Consider the following 17,783-nt stretch of genomic DNA (forward strand, 5'->3'; position numbering starts at 1 on the left):
CCTTAGATTAACCGGCCAAACGTGCCAGTAATGCATCGCCAGATGAGGATACAGCAGTAATGCGCGCCTCACGCCCCTGCGCCTGGTAATCAATATGAATTTCGACATCCGGGTCAGGCAGCACACCCGCACCTTGTTGCGGCCACTCGACCAGGCAAATAGCGTCGTTGGTAAAGTAATCGCGGATCCCCATGAATTCGAGCTCCTCAGGATCCGCAAGACGATACAGGTCGAAGTGGTACACATTCAGCTTATCGAGTGTGTAGGGTTCAACCAGCGTATAGGTCGGGCTTTTTACGTTCCCGTGGTGACCCAGGGCCTGCAGAAAACCCCGGCTGAACGTGGTTTTACCCGCACCCAGGTCGCCATACAGGTAAATCACTGTCGCGCCATCGCAAGCCTGCGCCATGCGTTGCCCCAAAGTCAGGGTCGCTTGCTCGTCAGGTAAAGGAATTACTCGATTCATCATCTTCTGTTTCAATAACGTCCGGGTTAACTACACGCACCAGCGTGGAAAAAAGATCGGTTGCCAGCATGCCCCGCATCCCCTGTCGCGCCGCCAGCACATCTGCCGCAACGCCATGGGCGAGACAGCCTGCGCAGGCCGCGTCATACAGTTCAAGTTTCTGCCCCAGCAGCGCGCCGATAATACCAGACAGCACATCTCCCATACCGCCGCTGGCCATACCCGCATTGCCGGCATCAATAATGCTGACCTTACCGTCAACGCCCGCCACCACCGTCCCCGCGCCTTTAAGAACGACAACGCCTGCGTATCGTTGTAGCAGACGTTGCACAGAAAGTAAGCGATCACTTTCAATTTCTGCAACGGAGCAGCCAAGCAGACGCGCTGCCTCGCCAGGGTGTGGCGTCAGGATGCGATTGTGACGTTTATCGGGATTGATTGCCAGAAGGTTCAGCGCATCGGCGTCCCAGAGCATCGGTTTGCGGAAATTCTCAACTTTCTGCAGGGCTTTTTTGCCCCACTCCTGCTGACCAAGTCCCGGCCCAATGACCACCACATCGGCCCATTCCAGGCTCTCTTCAAGGCTCTGTGGCGTGAGTTGATGTACCATTAGCTCCGGTCGCGCTGTCATGATGGGCGCAATATTTTCGCTACGCGTGAGCACACGCACCAGCCCTGCCCCCGCCCGTAGCGCCGCTTCACCCGCCATGCGGATAGCGCCAGCCGTGCCATGATCGCCGCCAATGATAACCAGTCGGCCATGAGAACCTTTATGCGAGGTGGGGCGGCGTGGCGTAAACCAGTGGGTAAGGAAACGCGCATCAACCCGGGTCAGTAACGTTTCTTGCCCGGCCAGCCAATTCTCCAGCCCCAGAGCATGATGATGGAGCACGCCGACAACATCCCGGGCCTTACCGGTTAGCAGCCCCGGTTTCAGGGCGATAAAGGTGACGGTGTGTGCAGCCTCGATGACCGCGCCGGGCGTTGTACCGGTCTGGGCCTGTAAACCAGAAGGAATATCCAGCGCCAGGACCGGGGCCGGATGCGCATTAGCCTGGGTTATGAGAGCCGCGATAGCTTCTCCCGGAGCGCTGTGTAGCCCCGTACCCAGTAAGCCATCAATAATCAGATCGACGTCATCAGGCCAGACGATATCCGCGGCATGGATGACACCGCCCGCATTCAGCCACGCCTCTCGCGCTGCCTGTGCCTCTTCCGGCAGCGGCTTACTCCCCTCAATAGCCAACAGGGTCACCCCGATGCCCGCGGCCGCTGCCAGACGTGCGACCACATAGCCATCCCCGCCGTTATTACCATGGCCGCATAGCACGAGCCAGTGCCGCGTTGCGGCGTAGTGTTCCCGCGCGACGTTGAACGCGGCTTCGCCCGCACGCTGCATCAGCTCAAACAGCGTAATCCCCAGGCTATCTGCTGCCTCCTTTTCCGCCCGTCGCAGTTCATCCGCAGGCCAGATGGAGTGTGGTATACTTACTGCGTATTTCTTCATTGTATGGTCCGTCATGTCAGAACCCCTCGATCTCAATCAATTAGCGCACAGCATCAAACAGTGGGGTACTGAACTGGGTTTTCAGCAGGTCGGGATCGCTGACACCGACCTTTCCGCCAGCGAGCCCAAGCTGCAGGCATGGCTGGACAAACAATATCATGGCGAAATGGAGTGGATGGCGCGACACGGCATGATGCGCGCCCGCCCACACGAGCTTCTGCCCGGTACCTTGCGGGTTATCAGCGTAAGAATGAATTATCTTCCCGCCAATGCCGCCTTCGCCAGCACACTTAAAAACCCGACGCTGGGCTATGTCAGCCGCTACGCGCTGGGTCGCGATTACCATAAATTGTTACGTAACCGATTAAAGCAACTCGGTGAAAAGATCCAGCAGCATTGTGCTTCGCTGAATTTTAGACCCTTTGTGGATTCTGCGCCCATTCTTGAGCGCCCGTTAGCTGAAAAAGCCGGGCTTGGCTGGGTAGGTAAGCACTCACTTATTCTGAATCGCCACGCCGGATCGTTCTTCTTTCTGGGAGAGTTGCTCATTGATTTGCCCCTGCCAGTCGACCAGCCCATTGAAGAGAACTGCGGTCGCTGCGTGGCCTGCCTCACCATTTGCCCGACCGGGGCGATTGTCGAACCCTATACGGTCGATGCGCGCCGCTGCATCTCTTATCTCACTATTGAGCTGGAAGGTGCGATTCCAGAGGAGTTCCGTCCGTTAATCGGTAATCGCATCTATGGTTGTGATGACTGCCAGCTTATCTGCCCGTGGAACCGTTTCTCACAGTTAACAGACGAAGCTGATTTCAGTCCGCGCAAGGCGCTACATGCACCGGAACTGATTGAATTATTTGCCTGGAGTGAGAGCTGGTTTTTGAAAGTGACGGAAGGATCGGCGATTCGCCGTATTGGTCATCTACGCTGGCTGCGTAATATTGCCGTCGCGCTGGGCAATGCGCCCTGGGACGAAGCCAATATTCGTGCGCTGGAACAACGCCGGGGTGAGCACCCACTTCTTGATGAACATATAGAATGGGCCATTGCGCAACAGGTGGAAAAGCGAAATGCCTGCGTGGTGGAGGTCCAGACACCGAAGAAACAACGCCTTGTAAGGGTCATCGAGAAAGGGTTAATGCGTGACGCCTGAGCCATCCACAGCTTGTGAATAAAATTAAAAACACATTGCGTATCAATGCCCACAAATTCGTCAAGTGATCCGATTAACAGTTTAAGATGAATTTTTTATTAAACATTTCAATACGTTAAAGTGAGATTATTAATCAGGCGAAGCGATTGTCATTTCAAATGAAGGCGAGCGATCTGTGGATAAGTCTGTTTACAAGAATATGTAAGGACGAAAAAAATCGTCCGCAGCATGTGCTTTCCGCTGTGGATAATTTGATGGAGTAAAAATTTGGAGCGGGAAACGAGACTCGAACTCGCGACCCCGACCTTGGCAAGGTCGTGCTCTACCAACTGAGCTATTCCCGCTTAATCTTCGTCTTTTAAGTTGCCACTTTGTTGCAACTCAAAATCCTGTGATTCGGATGGTACGTATCTTTCGATACTTTCAAATTTTGGAGCGGGAAACGAGACTCGAACTCGCGACCCCGACCTTGGCAAGGTCGTGCTCTACCAACTGAGCTATTCCCGCATAATCTCTGGTTTCACATTGCAACAGCTTGGCTACACGTGCATACCGGCGATTGATGGTGCATTCAAATTTTGGAGCGGGAAACGAGACTCGAACTCGCGACCCCGACCTTGGCAAGGTCGTGCTCTACCAACTGAGCTATTCCCGCAAACATCATTTTTCTTGCTGCCGTAATTTCACATTTCTGTGTCGTCACGGGAGGCGCATTATACGAGAATTCCTTTCTCCTGCAAGCCCCCCGAAAACGATTTTTTAAATTTTTCTTTCAAGTGCTCGATTATTCGTCATCTTGCCTGTTTTTGCACCGGACGGACTACCTTACTCTCTTTTTCATCCGTCCGGACAGCATTTTTATAGCTGAATAAAATGTTCGCGATAGTAAGCAAGCTCGGCCACAGATTCGCGGATATCATCCATCGCCTGGTGCGTGCCCTGTTTTTTGAAACCGTCGAGAATTTCCGGTTTCCAACGACGCGCTAACTCTTTTAACGTGCTCACGTCCAGATAACGATAGTGGAAGTAAGCTTCCAGTTCCGGCATGTACTTAAACAGAAAACGACGGTCCTGACCGATACTGTTGCCACAAATTGGCGATTTGCCCGCCGGCACCCACTCTTTCAGAAATTCGATGGTCGCCAGTTCAGCCGCACGGTCATCAAACGGGCTTGCCTTGACGCGTTCCACCAGGCCGCTGCCAGTGTGGGTACGTACGTTCCAGTCATCCATCAGCGCCAGTTGAGCGTCAGACTGATGAACCGCAATTGTCGGCCCCTCCGCCAGGATATTCAGATTTGCGTCGGTGACCAGGGTTGCGATTTCAATAATACGATCGCGTTCCGGATTCAGCCCGGTCATCTCCAGATCGATCCAAATCAGGTTGTTTTCATTTGCACTCATGCTATTTTCCACCCTTCTCGCGTCATATTCAGCGTGACTATATTCATCTAAAATAGCGTGTATCATAAAGGTTTTGCCCATCCGGGGCGACCAGGAGCCAGTACGATTGAGTAAAAATAAACTCTCCAAAGGACAACAACGCCGCGTCAACGCGAATCATCAGCGTCGGTTAAAAACGTCTGTGGAGAAAGCCGACTACGATGACAACCTGTTTGGCGAACCGTCTGAGGGCATAGTGATCAGCCGCTTCGGCATGCACGCGGACGTTGAATCCGTGGATGGCACCGTACACCGTTGCAATATTCGTCGTACCATTCGTTCGCTGGTCACAGGCGACCGCGTCGTCTGGCGTCCGGGCAAAGAGGCCGCCGAAGGCGTTACGGTAAAAGGCATTGTCGAAGCGGTACACGAGCGCACGTCCGTTCTGACTCGCCCGGATTTCTATGACGGCGTGAAGCCGATCGCTGCGAATATTAATCAGATCGTGATCGTCTCCGCCATCCTGCCGGAACTGTCGCTGAATATTATCGATCGCTACCTGGTGGCCTGCGAAACGCTGAACGTTGAGCCCTTGATCGTTCTGAACAAAATCGATCTGCTGGACGATGAAGGCATGGCCTTTGTGAATGAGCAGATGGATATCTACCGCAAAATTGGCTATCGCGTCTTGATGGTATCCAGCCACAAGAAAAACGGTCTGCAGCCGCTTGAAGAGGCCTTAACTGACCGCATCAGCATCTTTGCCGGGCAGTCTGGCGTGGGTAAATCAAGCCTGCTGAATAACCTGCTTGGCTTACAGAATGAGATCCTCACCAACGAGGTTTCTGATAACTCCGGTCTGGGTCAGCATACGACCACTGCGTCACGTTTGTATCACTTCCCCCACGGCGGCGATGTTATTGATTCTCCTGGAGTGCGTGAATTTGGGCTCTGGCATCTGGAGCCGGAACAAATTACTAACGGCTTTGTCGAATTCCATGACTATATCGGCCACTGCAAATACCGTGACTGTAAACACGCCAGCGACCCAGGCTGCGCCATTCGTGAAGCCGTCGAGAAGGGCGAAATCGCCGAGACGCGGTTCGAAAATTATCACCGTATTCTTGAAAGCATGGCACAAGTAAAAACGCGTAAAAGCTTTTCTGAATCCGATGACTGACAACTAAGCTAAGCGTCGTTAGAATCGTCCCCTTTTTTGCAAAGACCTGGCGATAGCGCCGGGTCAGGAACGACAAAAACAATGGCCTGGAGGCTACTTTGTTAAACTCATTTAAACTTTCGCTTCAATACATTCTGCCTAAACTGTGGCTCACTCGCCTGGCGGGCTGGGGTGCAAGCAAACGCGCAGGTTGGCTGACTAAACTGGTTATTGATCTGTTCGTCAAATACTACAAGGTCGATATGAAAGAGGCGCAAAAGCCGGACACAGCCAGCTATCGCACCTTCAACGATTTCTTTGTACGCCCGTTACGTGATGACGTTCGCCCGCTGAATACCGATCCGAACATTCTGGTCATGCCCGCAGACGGCGTAATAAGCCAGCTCGGTAAAATCGAAAACGACAAAATCCTGCAAGCCAAAGGTCACGATTACAGCCTTGAAGCCCTGCTGGCAGGCAACTACCTGATGGCGGACCTGTTCCGTAATGGTTCTTTTGCCACTACTTATCTGTCACCGCGTGACTATCACCGCGTGCATATGCCCTGCAATGGTATTCTGCGGGAAATGATTTACGTCCCGGGCGACCTGTTTTCGGTTAACCATCTGACTGCGCAGAACGTGCCGAACCTGTTTGCCCGTAACGAGCGCGTCATTTGCTTGTTCGATACTGAATTTGGCCCGATGGCGCAAATTCTGGTTGGTGCCACGATTGTCGGCAGTATTGAAACAGTCTGGGCCGGTACGATCACCCCGCCGCGCGAAGGCATCATCAAACGCTGGACCTGGCCTGCAGGCGAAAGCGAGGGTGCAGTGGCGCTGCTGAAAGGTCAGGAGATGGGCCGTTTCAAACTGGGTTCAACGGTGATTAACCTGTTCGCGCCGGGTAAAGTGAATCTGGCGGAACACCTGCAAAGCCTTTCTGTGACCAAAATCGGCGAGCCGCTGGCCATCTCCACCGAAACGCTGTTTACGCCGGAAGCTGAACCGACGCCTCTGCCGGCAGAAGAAATTGCCGCCGAACGGGATGCCAGCCCGCTGGTAGACGACAAGAAAGACGAAGTTTAACGAAGAAGGTAAGCTGTAGTGCGCCTGATTATCATTTTTCTGATGGCCTGGTGCCTCAGCCTGGGGGCTAATGCAGCAACGGCCCCTGATGCAAAACAAATCTCGCAAGAACTGGAGCAAGCCAAAGCGGCAAAAGCCACGCCCGAACAGGCTGAAACCGTCGAGGTGCTCCAGGCCGCGCTGAACGCGCTTGAAGAACGTAAAGGTTCGCTTGAGCGCGCTCAGCAATATCAAGATGTTATCGATAATTTTCCCAAACTTTCCCGAACGCTACGCTCGCAGTTAGATAACCTGCGCGATGAGCCAAAATCGGTGCCTGCCAATATGAGCACCGACGCGCTGAATCAGGAAATTCTGCAGGTCAGCAGTCAATTGCTGGAAAAAACCCGCCAGGCGCAACAAGAGCAAGAGCGTGCCCGGGAAATTAACGATTCGCTGAGCCAGCTTCCACAACAGCAAACGGATACCCGCCGTCAGGTCAATGAAGTTGAACGTCGTATCGGCACGCAAACCAGCAATACGCCGCTCGCGCAGGCGCAAAATCTCAGTGCGCAGGCAGAGTCTGCAAAGCTGAGGGCGCTGGTCGATGAACTGGAACTGGCACAGCTGTCGGCGAATAACCGCCAGGAATTGTCGCGGATGCGCTCCGAGCTGGCCCAAAAGCAGGCACAGCAACTCGATGCCTACCTGCAGGCTTTGCGCAACCAGCTTAACAGCCAGCGTCAGCGTGAAGCCGAACAGGCGCTGGAGAGTACCGAGCAACTGGCGGAAAACAGCGACAACCTACCGCCGGGTATTGTTGAACAGTTCAAGATCAACCGTAAGCTGTCGCAGGCGCTGAATCAGCAGGCGCAGCGCATGGATTTGGTCGCCTCGCAGCAGCGTCAGGCGACCAATCAGATGTTGCAGGTCCGTCAGGCGCTGAACACCCTGCGCGAGCAGTCACAGTGGCTGGGCGCGTCAAATATGCTCGGCGAAGCGTTGCGTGCTCAGGTCGCCCGACTGCCGGAGATGCCTAAGCCCCAGCAGCTCGACACGGAAATGGCGCAGTTGCGGGTGCATCGGATGCGCTACGAAGATCTGGTGAACAAGCAGCCTCAGTTGCGACAGATTCGCCAGGCTGACGGCCAGCAACTGACGGCTGAACAGAGCCGTATCCTTGATGCCCAGTTGCGTACGCAGCGCGAGCTCCTCTCCTCATTACTGCAGGGCGGTGATACGCTGATACTGGAGCTGACAAAGCTTAAAGTGTCCAATAGCCAGCTTGAGGATGCGCTGCGCGAGGTGAATGAAGCCACCCACCGTTACCTTTTCTGGACGGCGGACGTCAGTCCGATGAGTCTGAGCTGGCCGGTTGAAATCGTGCAGGATCTGCGACGCCTGATCTCGCTGGATACCTTTAGCCAACTCGGCAAGGCCAGCGCGATGATGCTGACCAGCAAGGAGACCCTGCTCCCGCTTTTCGGCGCACTTATCCTTGTGGGTTTTAGCCTCTACTCGCGTAAGCATTTCACCCGTTTTCTGGAGCGTTCCAGTGCCAAAGTCGGTAAAGTCACCCAGGATCATTTCTGGCTAACAATGCGCACCGTGTTCTGGTCGATTCTGGTCGCCCTTCCACTTCCTGTCCTGTGGGCAACGCTCGGTTACGGCTTACGCGAAGCCTGGCCTTATCCGCTGGCAGTGGCGATTGGCGACGGGGTCACCGCGACCGTTCCGCTACTGTGGGTCGTCATGATTTGCGCCACCTTCGCCCGCCCAACCGGGCTATTTGTCGCCCATTTCGGCTGGCCGCGTCATCGTGTGGCGCGTGGAATGCGTAACTACCTGATGAGCATTGGTTTTATCGTGCCATTGATTATGGCGCTGATCATGTTCGATAACCTCAATGACAGGGAGTTTTCCGGGTCACTGGGGAGGCTCTGTTTTATCCTGATTTGTGGTGCGCTGGCGGTCGTCACGCTCAGCCTTAAACGCGCGGGGATCCCGCTCTACGTCGACAAGAGTGGTTCGGGCGACAATATGCCGAACCGCCTGCTGTGGAATCTGTTGCTAAGCGCGCCGCTCATTGCGATTCTGGCTGCCGCGGTGGGTTATCTGGCCACCTCGCAGGCACTACTGGCACGTCTGGAGACCTCCGTCGCTATCTGGTTCCTGTTGCTGGTGGTCTATCACATTATTCGCCGCTGGATGCTGATTCAGCGCCGCCGTCTGGCGTTCGATCGTGCCCGACATCGTCGTGCTGAGATCCTCGCCCAGCGCGCGAAAGGCGAAGATGAGACGCCGCACTCCACCAGCACCGAAGGATCGGTGGAGATAGACGAGAAAGAGCTCGATCTGGACGCCATTAGCGTGCAATCACTGCGTCTGGTTCGCTCGATCCTGATGCTTATCGCGCTGCTCTCGGTCATTGTACTGTGGTCAGAAATTCACTCGGCGTTCGGCTTCCTGGAGAACATTTCCTTATGGGATGTCACCTCCACGGTGCAGGGAGTAGAAAGTCTTGAGCCCATCACCCTTGGCGCGGTGCTGATCGCCATTCTGGTGTTTATCATCACCACGCAACTGGTGCGTAACTTCCCGGCGCTGCTGGAGCTTGCCCTGTTACAGCACCTGGATCTCACCCCTGGCACCGGTTACGCCATCACGACCATCACCAAATACCTGCTAATGCTGTTTGGCGGGCTGGTTGGATTCTCAATGATCGGCATCGAATGGGCAAAACTACAGTGGCTGGTTGCCGCCCTCGGTGTCGGTCTGGGCTTTGGCCTGCAGGAGATCTTCGCTAACTTTATTTCAGGCCTGATCATTTTGTTCGAGAAACCGATCCGCATCGGCGATACCGTGACGATCCGCGACCTGACCGGTAGCGTCACGAAGATCAACACTCGCGCCACGACGATCAGCGACTGGGATCGCAAAGAGATCATCGTGCCAAATAAGGCGTTTATTACCGAGCAGTTTATCAACTGGTCGCTGTCGGATTCGGTGACGCGTGTAGTACTGACAGTGCCGGCACCCGCCGATGCCAATAGCGAAGAGGTCACGCAGATCCTTTATACCGCGGCGGAACGTTGTACGTTTGTGATTGATAACCCTGCTCCGGAAGTGTTCCTGGTTGATCTCCAGCAAGGGATTCAGCTGTTTGAACTGCGTATCTACGCGGCAGAGATGGGGCACCGTATGCCGCTGCGCCATGAGATCCACCAGTTGATTCTGGCGGGCTTCCGCGAGCATGGCATTGATCTGCCGTTCCCGCCTTTCCAGATGCGGCTTGAAAGTCTGGACGGTAAGCGTACGGCGCGCACGCTGACATCGGCAGGGAAAGGGAATCGTCCGGCAGGAAGTGTGTAGTGGTTAAGGTGGCTGCGGCCTGATGCTCTCTCATCGGGGAGAGGGAGCAAACACTAAAACGGCAACCTGCAGGTTGCCGTTTGCTTTTACCTAGGCGCGGTCGACGGTAAAGGCCATCACCTCAGCGAGGCTTTCTGCCCCCAGCGCCAGCATCACCAGACGATCAACCCCCAGCGCCACTCCTGAGCAATCCGGCATACCGGCTTTCAGGGCTTCCAGCAGATTCATATCCACGGGTTGCTGCGGCAAACCACGCGCGGCACGCTTACGATTATCCTGCTCAAAACGCTGCTGCTGTTCGCGGGCATCGGTCAGTTCATGGAAACCATTCGCCAGTTCAATACCTTTGAAGTAGACCTCAAAACGTTCTGCCACGCGATGATCTTCGGTGCTGATTTGCGCCAGCGCGGCCTGGCTTGCCGGGAAGTGGTAGACAAACGCCGGACGGTCTTTGCCGATATGCGGTTCCACGCCCATGGTAAACAGCAGTTGCAGCAAGGTATCGCGGTCTTCTTCAGTGTCTGCGATATTGCTTAAATCGAGCTTCGCCGCCACTTCACGCAGCTGGGGTTTATCCGCAGAAAGCGGATCGATTTCCAGGTAGCGCTGGAACGCCTGCTGATAAGAGAGCGACTCCGCTGCCGGACACTCCAGCACCTGTTGCAAAAGGTCATCCACTTCATTCATCAGACGATACATATCGTAATGCGGGCGGTACCACTCCAGCATGGTGAACTCAGGATTATGATGACGCCCCATTTCCTCATTACGGAAGCTACGGCACAGTTGGAAAACCGGACCGCATCCTGCCGCCAGAAGGCGCTTCATGTGGTATTCCGGGCTGGTCATCAGATAAAGGTTAATCCCTTGAGAATGGCCGGGACCAACGAAACGGGTCTCAAACGGGAACAGATGAATATCGGTTACCGTGGCCTGGCTCATACAAGGCGTTTCCACCTCTAACACGCCGCGATCGGCGAAGAAGCGCCGAACTTCCGCCATAATAGTTGCGCGTTTTAATAAGTTAGGGATGGATGCGCTCGGCTGCCAGGTTGCCGTCTCGCTCATGGTACTTTCTCCGAATTCAAACAAGGGCACGAAGTCTACCCGTATCGGCTCAGAGAGACAAATTTTGAGCGGAATAAGGGTTCAGCGTTGGGAGGTAAAAACACTAAAGGTTGGGGGTTTTGTAATTAAATTAATCAAAATCAATGATGTTTTAGGCCATTCATACATTAAAAAAATCGAACAGGTCAAATTTCCCTCATAGTCCTAAGATTATAATGCGTACCAATAAAGGAGCAGTGGAATCGTATTCGAGGCCCTGGCTGGTCAGGCACAAAGTCAGATCAAAACGGGTTGCGAAATAACAATAATCAGGAGGAATGTCGTGCAAACTTTTCAAGCCGATCTTGCTGTAATTGGCGCGGGTGGGGCGGGTTTACGTGCCGCCATAGCTGCCGCCCAGGCAAACCCAAATGCTAAAATCGCCCTTATTTCAAAAGTTTACCCCATGCGTAGCCACACCGTGGCCGCAGAAGGCGGTTCCGCCGCCGTTGCACAGGATCATGACAGCTTCGAGTACCACTTTCACGACACGGTAGCCGGTGGCGACTGGCTGTGCGAGCAGGATGTCGTTGACTACTTTGTTCGTCATTGCCCCACCGAAATGACACAGCTTGAACTCTGGGGCTGCCCGTGGAGCCGCCGCCCTGATGGCTCTGTCAACGTACGCCGCTTTGGCGGAATGAAGATCGAACGCACCTGGTTTGCCGCAGATAAAACCGGCTTCCATATGCTACATACCCTCTTTCAGGCATCGCTCCAGTTCCCGCAAATTCAGCGTTTCGATGAGCACTTCGTGCTGGATATCCTGGTCGACGAGGGACATGCGCGCGGCCTGGTGGCAATGAACATGATGGAAGGCACGCTGGTGCAGATTCGTGCCAACGCGGTTGTGATGGCGACAGGCGGCGCGGGCCGTGTTTACCGTTACAACACCAATGGCGGTATTGTCACGGGCGACGGAATGGGCATGGCACTTGCCCATGGCATACCGCTGCGTGATATGGAGTTTGTCCAGTACCACCCCACCGGGCTGCCGGGTTCCGGTATTTTGATGACAGAAGGCTGCCGTGGCGAAGGCGGTATCCTGGTCAACAAAAACGGCTACCGTTATCTGCAGGATTACGGCATGGGTCCTGAAACCCCGCTGGGCGAACCGAAAAACAAATATATGGAGCTGGGGCCGCGCGATAAAGTGTCGCAGGCATTCTGGCATGAATGGCGTAAAGGCAACACCATTTCGACCCCACGCGGCGATGTCGTCCATCTTGACTTGCGCCATCTTGGCGAGAAAAAACTGCTGGAACGTCTGCCCTTTATTTGCGAACTGGCAAAAGCCTACGTTGGCGTGGATCCAGTAAAAGAACCGATTCCGGTACGCCCTACCGCGCACTACACCATGGGCGGTATCGAAACCGACCAGCAGTGTGAGACCCGCATTCAGGGGCTGTTTGCCGTGGGTGAATGTTCATCCGTAGGCCTGCATGGCGCAAACCGCCTTGGCTCTAACTCACTGGCGGAACTGGTCGTGTTTGGCCGCCTGGCGGGTGAACAGGCTATGGCGCGTGCCGCCTCTGCCACTGCGGCCAGCGACGCAGCGCTGAACGCACAGGCCGCAGATGTTGAGCAACGGCTGAAAAATCTGGTTAATCAGGAAGGCACGGAAAGCTGGGCTAAAATTCGTGACGAAATGGGTGAGTCAATGGAAGAAGGCTGCGGTATCTACCGTACGCCAGAACTGATGCAAAAAACCGTTGATAAACTGGCGGAGTTGCAAGAGCGTTTCAAACGCGTGCGCATCACGGATACATCCAGCGTGTTCAATACCGACATCCTTTATACCATTGAACTGGGACATGGCCTGAACGTCGCCGAATGTATGGCCCATTCCGCACTGGCACGTAAAGAGTCGCGCGGAGCGCATCAACGTCTGGATGAAGGCTGCACGGAGCGCGATGACGTCAACTTCCTCAAACACACCCTGGCGTACCGGGACGCAGACGGTACTACCCGTCTCGATTACAGCGACGTGAAGATAACGACGCTGCCGCCTGCGAAACGTGTTTACGGTGGTGAAGCGGAAGCCGCTGACAAGAAGGAGTCGACCCATGGCTGAGATGCAAACCCTGAAAGTTGAGGTGGTGCGATATAACCCGGAAGTAGATACCGCTCCGCACAGCGCCTTTTATGATGTGCCTTACGATGAGCAAACGTCGTTACTGGACGCGCTGGGTTATATCAAAGATAACCTGGCGCCTGACCTGAGCTATCGCTGGTCCTGCCGTATGGCGATTTGCGGTTCCTGCGGCATGATGGTCAACAAGGTGCCGAAACTGGCCTGTAAAACGTTTTTACGTGACTACACGAAGGGGCTAAAAATCGAGGCGCTGGCCAACTTCCCTATTGAGCGTGATTTAGTGGTCGACATGACCCACTTTATCGAAAGCCTGGAGGCCATTAAGCCCTACATCATTGGCAACACGCGTACGCCGGATCAGGGAACGAACAAGCAAACCCCGGCGCAGATGGCGAAATACCATCAATTCTCCGGCTGTATCAACTGTGGTCTGTGCTATGCGGCATGTCCGCAGTTTGGACTCAATCCGGAGTTTATTGGCCCGGCTGCCATCACGCTGGCGCACCGCTACAACCTGGATAACCGCGACCACGGGAAACAGCAGCGTATGCCGCAGTTGAACAGCCCAAACGGAGTCTGGAGCTGTACCTTCGTGGGCTACTGCTCGGAAGTGTGCCCGAAACACGTCGACCCGGCGGCCGCTATCCAGCAGGGCAAAGTGGAAAGCTCGAAAGACTTTCTTATCGCCACTCTGAAACCACGCTAAGGAGCGCATCATGACGACTAAACGCAAAGCCTATGTCCGGCCAATGCCGTCGACCTGGTGGAAATCACTGCCGTTTTATCGCTTCTATATGCTGCGTGAAGGCACGGCGTTACCGGCGGTATGGTTCAGCATCATTTTGATCTGCGGGCTATTTTCCTTAAAGCATGGTCCGGAATCCTGGGCGGGTTTTGTCGGTTTCCTGCAAAATCCGATTGTGGTGATCCTGAACCTGATTGCCCTGGTGGCAGCACTGCTGCACACCAAAACCTGGTTTGAACTGGCGCCAAAAGCGTCGAATATCATCATCAAAGACGAAAAGCTTAAACCCGAGCCTGTTATCAGGGGTTTATGGGTCGTGACCGGGCTGGTGACGGTTATTATTCTTTTCGTTGCACTGTTCTGGTAAGGAGGCCAAAGGTGATCAATCCAAACCCAAAACGTTCCGATGAACCCGTCTTCTGGGGACTGTTCGGCGCAGGCGGCATGTGGAGTGCGATTATCGCGCCGGTGATGATTCTATTGGTTGGCGTACTGCTACCACTGGGTCTCTACCCCGGCGAAGCGCTCGGCTATGAACGTGTACTGGCATTCGCCCAAAGCTTTATTGGCCGTGCATTTTTATTCCTGATGATTGTTCTGCCGCTATGGTGTGGGCTGCACCGCCTGCACCATGCTATGCATGATATCAAAGTCCACATCCCCAGCGGTAAATGGGTCTTCTACGGTCTCGCCGCTATCCTGAGTGTGGTCACGCTCATCGGAGTCATCTTCCTTTAAGTAACCTCGCTCTCCCGCCCTGGCGGGAGAGCATTTTTCCCTACAGGTTCTACACTTAACTAAAAAACCTGGAAGGAAAACATCATGCGTTTGTTGCCGATTATCGCAACGGCTGCTGCGGCATTTTTGGTGGTAGCCTGCAGTTCCCCCACTCCCCCTTCTGGCGTCACCGTGGTGGATAATTTCGATGCTCAACGTTACCTTGGCCGCTGGTATGAAATTGCCCGCTTTGACCACCGCTTCGAGCGTGGCCTGGAAAAGGTGACCGCCACCTACAGCACCATGGATGACGGCGGCATTCAGGTCATTAATAAAGGGTACAATCCGGAACGCGGCATGTGGCAACAATCGGTCGGTAAGGCGTACTTTACCGGGGATACTCGCAGAGCCGCGCTGAAAGTCTCATTCTTCGGTCCTTTCTATGGCGGCTATAACATCATTGCGCTGGACAAAGATTACCGATACGCGCTGGTATGCGGGCCGAACCGTGACTACCTGTGGATTTTGTCACGCACACCAACACTTCCGGATGCGGTGAAAAAACAGCTCGTTGATGTCGCGGCCCGCGAAGGGTTTGCGGTAGAAAAACTGCTGTGGATAAATCAGACCCTTTAAGGCGTACTGAGCTTGAGGCCGATAATCCCCGCGACAATCAGCGCCAGGCTGAGCAAGCGCGCGGGATTGGCTGATTCGCCCAACAACACCATTCCGGTAATAGCAGCCCCCACGGCACCAATACCTGTCCAGACCGCGTAAGCGGTGCCTGTGGGCAGGTTTTTCATCGCCCATGACAACATAACGACACTGACAATCATTGCCGTTACGGTGATAACGCTGGGTACAAGGCGGGTAAAACCGTGCGTATATTTCAGGCCAATAGCCCAAACGACTTCAAGAAGACCGGCAATAACAAGGATTATCCAGGACACAAGTGGCTCCAGTGCGGGGCCGTCCCCATTGAGAGTTGCGCAATCGGGTCGTCCCGACAGGCTGGTTGTGAGAGATAAATTTTGACCTGGTTACAAACAGAATGCAATTTTTGCGGAATTACGCAGATTTAAGTGACTTAAAGCAAGAAATAGCTACAGATAGCAACGCAGTTCACGCATTTATTCCCCATAGGTACCCCCTATGATGAAGTGCTGCCAGCGACAGGAAGCCGTGCGTCACTATTCTTACTGCGAAGAAAAATATGTTCAAAATTCTCTTGATTGACCGTTGTTACTTCACCCGAACGGGGCTGGAAAGCTGGCTCAATCAAACTGATTTTTTCCCGGCTTCATTTCTTGTGACGTCACTGAATAACCTGATGCTGGCAAAAGAGCATATTGTGCAATGGCAGCCGGATCTGATCATTGCCGATCTCTACGGCTTTAAGAATGATCTCCACCATATTCAACAGCTTTCCTCACTGTTCACCGCCTGTGGAAAAGATAACCACCTTATCCTTTTGCAGTCAGGGGAAGATGCGCAACTGATGGCGTATTGTGCTCAGTATCAGGTCCAGGCGACGTTGCAAAAAAGCGAGCCAATGGAGACGCTGGCCAAAGTCATTGATCATGCCGTTCTGTCGCGCCCAGTGAGAACCGGGCCCCAGATTGCCACCCCGCTGCTCACACGCCAGGAAGAAAAAGTGCTCTCATTATGGATGGAAGGCCGCAGTAATCAGTCTATTGCGTCCAAAATGAGTATCAATGGAAAGACGGTTTATACCTATAAGCGCAATATTCGGATGAAACTGGGAATGGGTAACCGCTTTACACCGTTTCTTTCTTTGCCAGAAGCGCCAGAAAGCGCACAAGATAATCTGAATTAACGGTACGGCGCTGGCCGTACCGCGTACCGGCAGAAATTACTGCTGCGCTTTTGTCGCTGCGCCAGAAATAGCGCTACCACCCTCAGAGATATCCTGACCGACACCTCGCGTGGTGTTACAGGCAGTCAGTGCTGAGGAAAGAACCAGTACAGTAAAGATCGCAGCAAATGTCTTCTTAACCATAATATCTTCCTTATGTAGTCAATATTGTTTGTGTATAGCTACTTAAGGATAGACAAGATTGCGCAACCTGACGGAAGGTCGCCAATTTTTAGGACGACAGGAAGAAATTAGCTGGCTGCGTGAGAAATGGCGTTGCCGAGATGCCTGACGTCTTCACCAAAGCCACGCGCGGTATTACAGCCCGCCAGCAAGGTGGTGGTGAGAAGGAAGAGTGCTACAAGACTGAGAAGACGTTTCATCATTCCTGCCCTGGAAAAGCGAGGGTGCAATAAGGTGAGAGCCCAAATATCTCGTAAAGTATTCAGGCTGCGTCGCGACCGTAAGAGAGAAATCCCAGATAACTGGGTTTTCTCTGACCACAGCCAATAAAGAGGCAGCCTAAAGGGTCAACGTGAATTACTTCACGCGGGAGACATATTCGCCGGAACGCGTATCCACTTTAATGACTTCGCCAATCTGTACGAACAGCGGAACTTTAACCACTGCGCCAGTGCTGAGCGTAGCCGGTTTACCACCGGTACCTGCGGTATCACCTTTCAGACCTGGATCGGTCTCGATGATTTCCAGCTCAACAAAGTTCGGCGGCGTTACCGCGATCGGACGACCATCCCACAGCGTTACGATGCACTCAGCCTGATCCAGCAACCATTTCGCGCTGTCACCAACGGTTTTCGCATCAGCAGCCAGCTGCTCAAAGGTTTCGTTATTCATGAAATGGTAGAACTCACCGTCGTTGTAGAGGTAAGTCAGGTTCATATCGATAACATCAGCGCCTTCGGCAGAGTCAGTCGATTTGAAGGTTTTTTCTACGCGGGTGCCAGTCAGCAGGCGGCGCAGTTTAACGCGCGCAAATGCCTGGCCTTTGCCTGGTTTAACGAATTCGCTGGCTTCAACTGCATAAGGTTCGCCGTCGAGCATGATTTTAAGACCGGCACGAAAATCGTTGCTATAGTAAGTCGCCATAAAGGCCCTCTAAAAATGTTAACTGGTAG

At 53.8% G+C, this 17,783-nt stretch carries 18 protein-coding genes and 3 tRNA genes; 10 read left to right on the top strand and 11 right to left on the bottom strand.

The annotated features are described in order from the left end of the window. Window positions 1-7: 7 nt before the first annotated feature. Window positions 8-469, bottom strand: a complete 462-nt coding sequence (gene tsaE, locus AB182_RS22900) for a tRNA (adenosine(37)-N6)-threonylcarbamoyltransferase complex ATPase subunit type 1 TsaE (RefSeq protein ID WP_047372100.1) — start codon at window positions 467-469, stop codon at window positions 8-10. Continuing rightward, window positions 441-1,988: a bifunctional ADP-dependent NAD(P)H-hydrate dehydratase/NAD(P)H-hydrate epimerase gene (gene nnr / locus AB182_RS22905; protein WP_047372101.1), complete on the bottom strand. Its 1,548-nt coding sequence runs from the start codon at window positions 1,986-1,988 to the stop codon at window positions 441-443. The genes tsaE and nnr overlap by 29 nt, the downstream gene beginning before the upstream one ends. On the opposite strand from nnr, the gene queG reads away from it, so the two are divergent. Next, window positions 1,987-3,126 (top strand): tRNA epoxyqueuosine(34) reductase QueG, encoded by a 1,140-nt coding sequence (gene queG / locus AB182_RS22910; protein WP_047372102.1) that lies wholly within the window; start codon window positions 1,987-1,989, stop codon window positions 3,124-3,126. The genes nnr and queG overlap by 2 nt on opposite strands. A 268-nt stretch (window positions 3,127-3,394) precedes the next feature. Here queG and AB182_RS22915 read toward each other — a convergent pair. The 4 genes from AB182_RS22915 to orn form a co-directional block, all read right to left on the bottom strand. Next, a tRNA-Gly gene (locus AB182_RS22915) sits at window positions 3,395-3,470 on the bottom strand. Window positions 3,471-3,557: 87 nt separating this feature from the next. Next, window positions 3,558-3,633 (bottom strand) — tRNA-Gly (locus AB182_RS22920). 72 nt (window positions 3,634-3,705) lie between these two features. After that, window positions 3,706-3,781 (bottom strand) — tRNA-Gly (locus AB182_RS22925). Window positions 3,782-3,984: 203 nt separating this feature from the next. After that, the gene (gene orn / locus AB182_RS22930) at window positions 3,985-4,530 is read right to left on the bottom strand and encodes an oligoribonuclease (protein ID WP_047372103.1); all 546 of its coding nucleotides are present in this window, start codon (window positions 4,528-4,530) and stop codon (window positions 3,985-3,987) included. Between the two features lie 106 nt (window positions 4,531-4,636). On the opposite strand from orn, the gene rsgA reads away from it, so the two are divergent. From rsgA to mscM, 3 genes are all read left to right on the top strand, one after another. Further along, window positions 4,637-5,689 carry a small ribosomal subunit biogenesis GTPase RsgA gene (rsgA, locus tag AB182_RS22935; protein ID WP_047372104.1) on the top strand — a complete coding sequence of 351 codons (1,053 nt, stop codon included), beginning with the start codon at window positions 4,637-4,639 and terminating at the stop codon, window positions 5,687-5,689. A gap of 98 nt (window positions 5,690-5,787) precedes the next feature. Next, window positions 5,788-6,756, top strand: a complete 969-nt coding sequence (gene asd, locus AB182_RS22940; protein ID WP_047372105.1) for an archaetidylserine decarboxylase — start codon at window positions 5,788-5,790, stop codon at window positions 6,754-6,756. A gap of 18 nt (window positions 6,757-6,774) precedes the next feature. Next, window positions 6,775-10,107: a miniconductance mechanosensitive channel MscM gene (gene mscM, locus AB182_RS22945; RefSeq protein ID WP_047372106.1), complete on the top strand. Its 3,333-nt coding sequence runs from the start codon at window positions 6,775-6,777 to the stop codon at window positions 10,105-10,107. Window positions 10,108-10,197: 90 nt separating this feature from the next. Here mscM and epmA read toward each other — a convergent pair whose 3' ends face one another. Then, window positions 10,198-11,175, bottom strand: a complete 978-nt coding sequence (gene epmA, locus AB182_RS22950) for an elongation factor P--(R)-beta-lysine ligase (RefSeq protein WP_047372107.1) — start codon at window positions 11,173-11,175, stop codon at window positions 10,198-10,200. 322 nt (window positions 11,176-11,497) lie between these two features. Between epmA and frdA the strand changes: the two genes are divergently transcribed. The 5 genes from frdA to AB182_RS22980 all read left to right on the top strand — a co-directional run bounded on the left by frdA (window position 11,498) and on the right by AB182_RS22980 (window position 15,407). Next, entirely contained in the window at window positions 11,498-13,288 is a 1,791-nt protein-coding gene (gene frdA, locus AB182_RS22960) for a fumarate reductase (quinol) flavoprotein subunit (protein ID WP_047372109.1), read from the top strand. Next, the gene (locus AB182_RS22965; RefSeq protein ID WP_047372110.1) at window positions 13,281-14,015 is read left to right on the top strand and encodes a succinate dehydrogenase/fumarate reductase iron-sulfur subunit; all 735 of its coding nucleotides are present in this window, start codon (window positions 13,281-13,283) and stop codon (window positions 14,013-14,015) included. Before frdA ends, AB182_RS22965 begins: the two co-directional genes overlap by 8 nt. A 10-nt stretch (window positions 14,016-14,025) precedes the next feature. Further along, the gene (frdC, locus tag AB182_RS22970; protein WP_047372111.1) at window positions 14,026-14,421 is read left to right on the top strand and encodes a fumarate reductase subunit FrdC; all 396 of its coding nucleotides are present in this window, start codon (window positions 14,026-14,028) and stop codon (window positions 14,419-14,421) included. Window positions 14,422-14,432: 11 nt separating this feature from the next. After that, window positions 14,433-14,792, top strand: a complete 360-nt coding sequence (gene frdD, locus AB182_RS22975) for a fumarate reductase subunit FrdD (RefSeq protein ID WP_047372112.1) — start codon at window positions 14,433-14,435, stop codon at window positions 14,790-14,792. An 84-nt stretch (window positions 14,793-14,876) separates the two neighbouring features. Then, window positions 14,877-15,407, top strand: coding sequence for a lipocalin family protein (locus AB182_RS22980; protein WP_047372113.1), 531 nt, complete (start codon window positions 14,877-14,879; stop codon window positions 15,405-15,407). Here AB182_RS22980 and sugE read toward each other — a convergent pair. Continuing rightward, window positions 15,404-15,721: a quaternary ammonium compound efflux SMR transporter SugE gene (gene sugE / locus AB182_RS22985; protein WP_047372114.1), complete on the bottom strand. Its 318-nt coding sequence runs from the start codon at window positions 15,719-15,721 to the stop codon at window positions 15,404-15,406. The two genes, AB182_RS22980 and sugE, sit on opposite strands and share 4 nt — an antisense overlap. A 263-nt stretch (window positions 15,722-15,984) precedes the next feature. Here sugE and AB182_RS22990 point away from each other — a divergent pair, with 263 nt between their 5' ends. Next, window positions 15,985-16,608, top strand: a complete 624-nt coding sequence (locus AB182_RS22990) for a LuxR C-terminal-related transcriptional regulator (protein ID WP_047372115.1) — start codon at window positions 15,985-15,987, stop codon at window positions 16,606-16,608. Between the two features lie 36 nt (window positions 16,609-16,644). Here AB182_RS22990 and ecnB read toward each other — a convergent pair whose 3' ends face one another. From ecnB to efp, 3 genes are all read right to left on the bottom strand, one after another. Further along, window positions 16,645-16,791 carry a lipoprotein toxin entericidin B gene (ecnB, locus tag AB182_RS22995; protein WP_039077840.1) on the bottom strand — a complete coding sequence of 49 codons (147 nt, stop codon included), beginning with the start codon at window positions 16,789-16,791 and terminating at the stop codon, window positions 16,645-16,647. Window positions 16,792-16,898: 107 nt separating this feature from the next. Then, window positions 16,899-17,033, bottom strand: a complete 135-nt coding sequence (locus tag AB182_RS23000) for an entericidin A/B family lipoprotein (protein ID WP_047372116.1) — start codon at window positions 17,031-17,033, stop codon at window positions 16,899-16,901. Between the two features lie 154 nt (window positions 17,034-17,187). Continuing rightward, window positions 17,188-17,754: an elongation factor P gene (gene efp, locus AB182_RS23005; RefSeq protein WP_039077842.1), complete on the bottom strand. Its 567-nt coding sequence runs from the start codon at window positions 17,752-17,754 to the stop codon at window positions 17,188-17,190. Window positions 17,755-17,783 lie beyond the last annotated feature (29 nt).

This window comes from Phytobacter ursingii, from assembly GCF_001022135.1.
GTDB classification, from domain to species: domain Bacteria; phylum Pseudomonadota; class Gammaproteobacteria; order Enterobacterales; family Enterobacteriaceae; genus Phytobacter; species Phytobacter ursingii.

Coding starts and splice junctions, on each gene's coding strand:
- AB182_RS22980 (WP_047372113.1), top strand. CDS start 14,877: ATGCGTTTGTTGCCGATTATCGCAACGGCTGCTGCGGCATTTTTGGTG.
- efp (WP_039077842.1), bottom strand. CDS start 17,754: ATGGCGACTTACTATAGCAACGATTTTCGTGCCGGTCTTAAAATCATG.
- AB182_RS22990 (WP_047372115.1), top strand. CDS start 15,985: ATGTTCAAAATTCTCTTGATTGACCGTTGTTACTTCACCCGAACGGGG.
- nnr (WP_047372101.1), bottom strand. CDS start 1,988: ATGACGGACCATACAATGAAGAAATACGCAGTAAGTATACCACACTCC.
- epmA (WP_047372107.1), bottom strand. CDS start 11,175: ATGAGCGAGACGGCAACCTGGCAGCCGAGCGCATCCATCCCTAACTTA.
- tsaE (WP_047372100.1), bottom strand. CDS start 469: ATGATGAATCGAGTAATTCCTTTACCTGACGAGCAAGCGACCCTGACT.
- frdC (WP_047372111.1), top strand. CDS start 14,026: ATGACGACTAAACGCAAAGCCTATGTCCGGCCAATGCCGTCGACCTGG.
- orn (WP_047372103.1), bottom strand. CDS start 4,530: ATGAGTGCAAATGAAAACAACCTGATTTGGATCGATCTGGAGATGACC.
- ecnB (WP_039077840.1), bottom strand. CDS start 16,791: ATGGTTAAGAAGACATTTGCTGCGATCTTTACTGTACTGGTTCTTTCC.
- AB182_RS22965 (WP_047372110.1), top strand. CDS start 13,281: ATGGCTGAGATGCAAACCCTGAAAGTTGAGGTGGTGCGATATAACCCG.
- AB182_RS23000 (WP_047372116.1), bottom strand. CDS start 17,033: ATGATGAAACGTCTTCTCAGTCTTGTAGCACTCTTCCTTCTCACCACC.
- queG (WP_047372102.1), top strand. CDS start 1,987: ATGTCAGAACCCCTCGATCTCAATCAATTAGCGCACAGCATCAAACAG.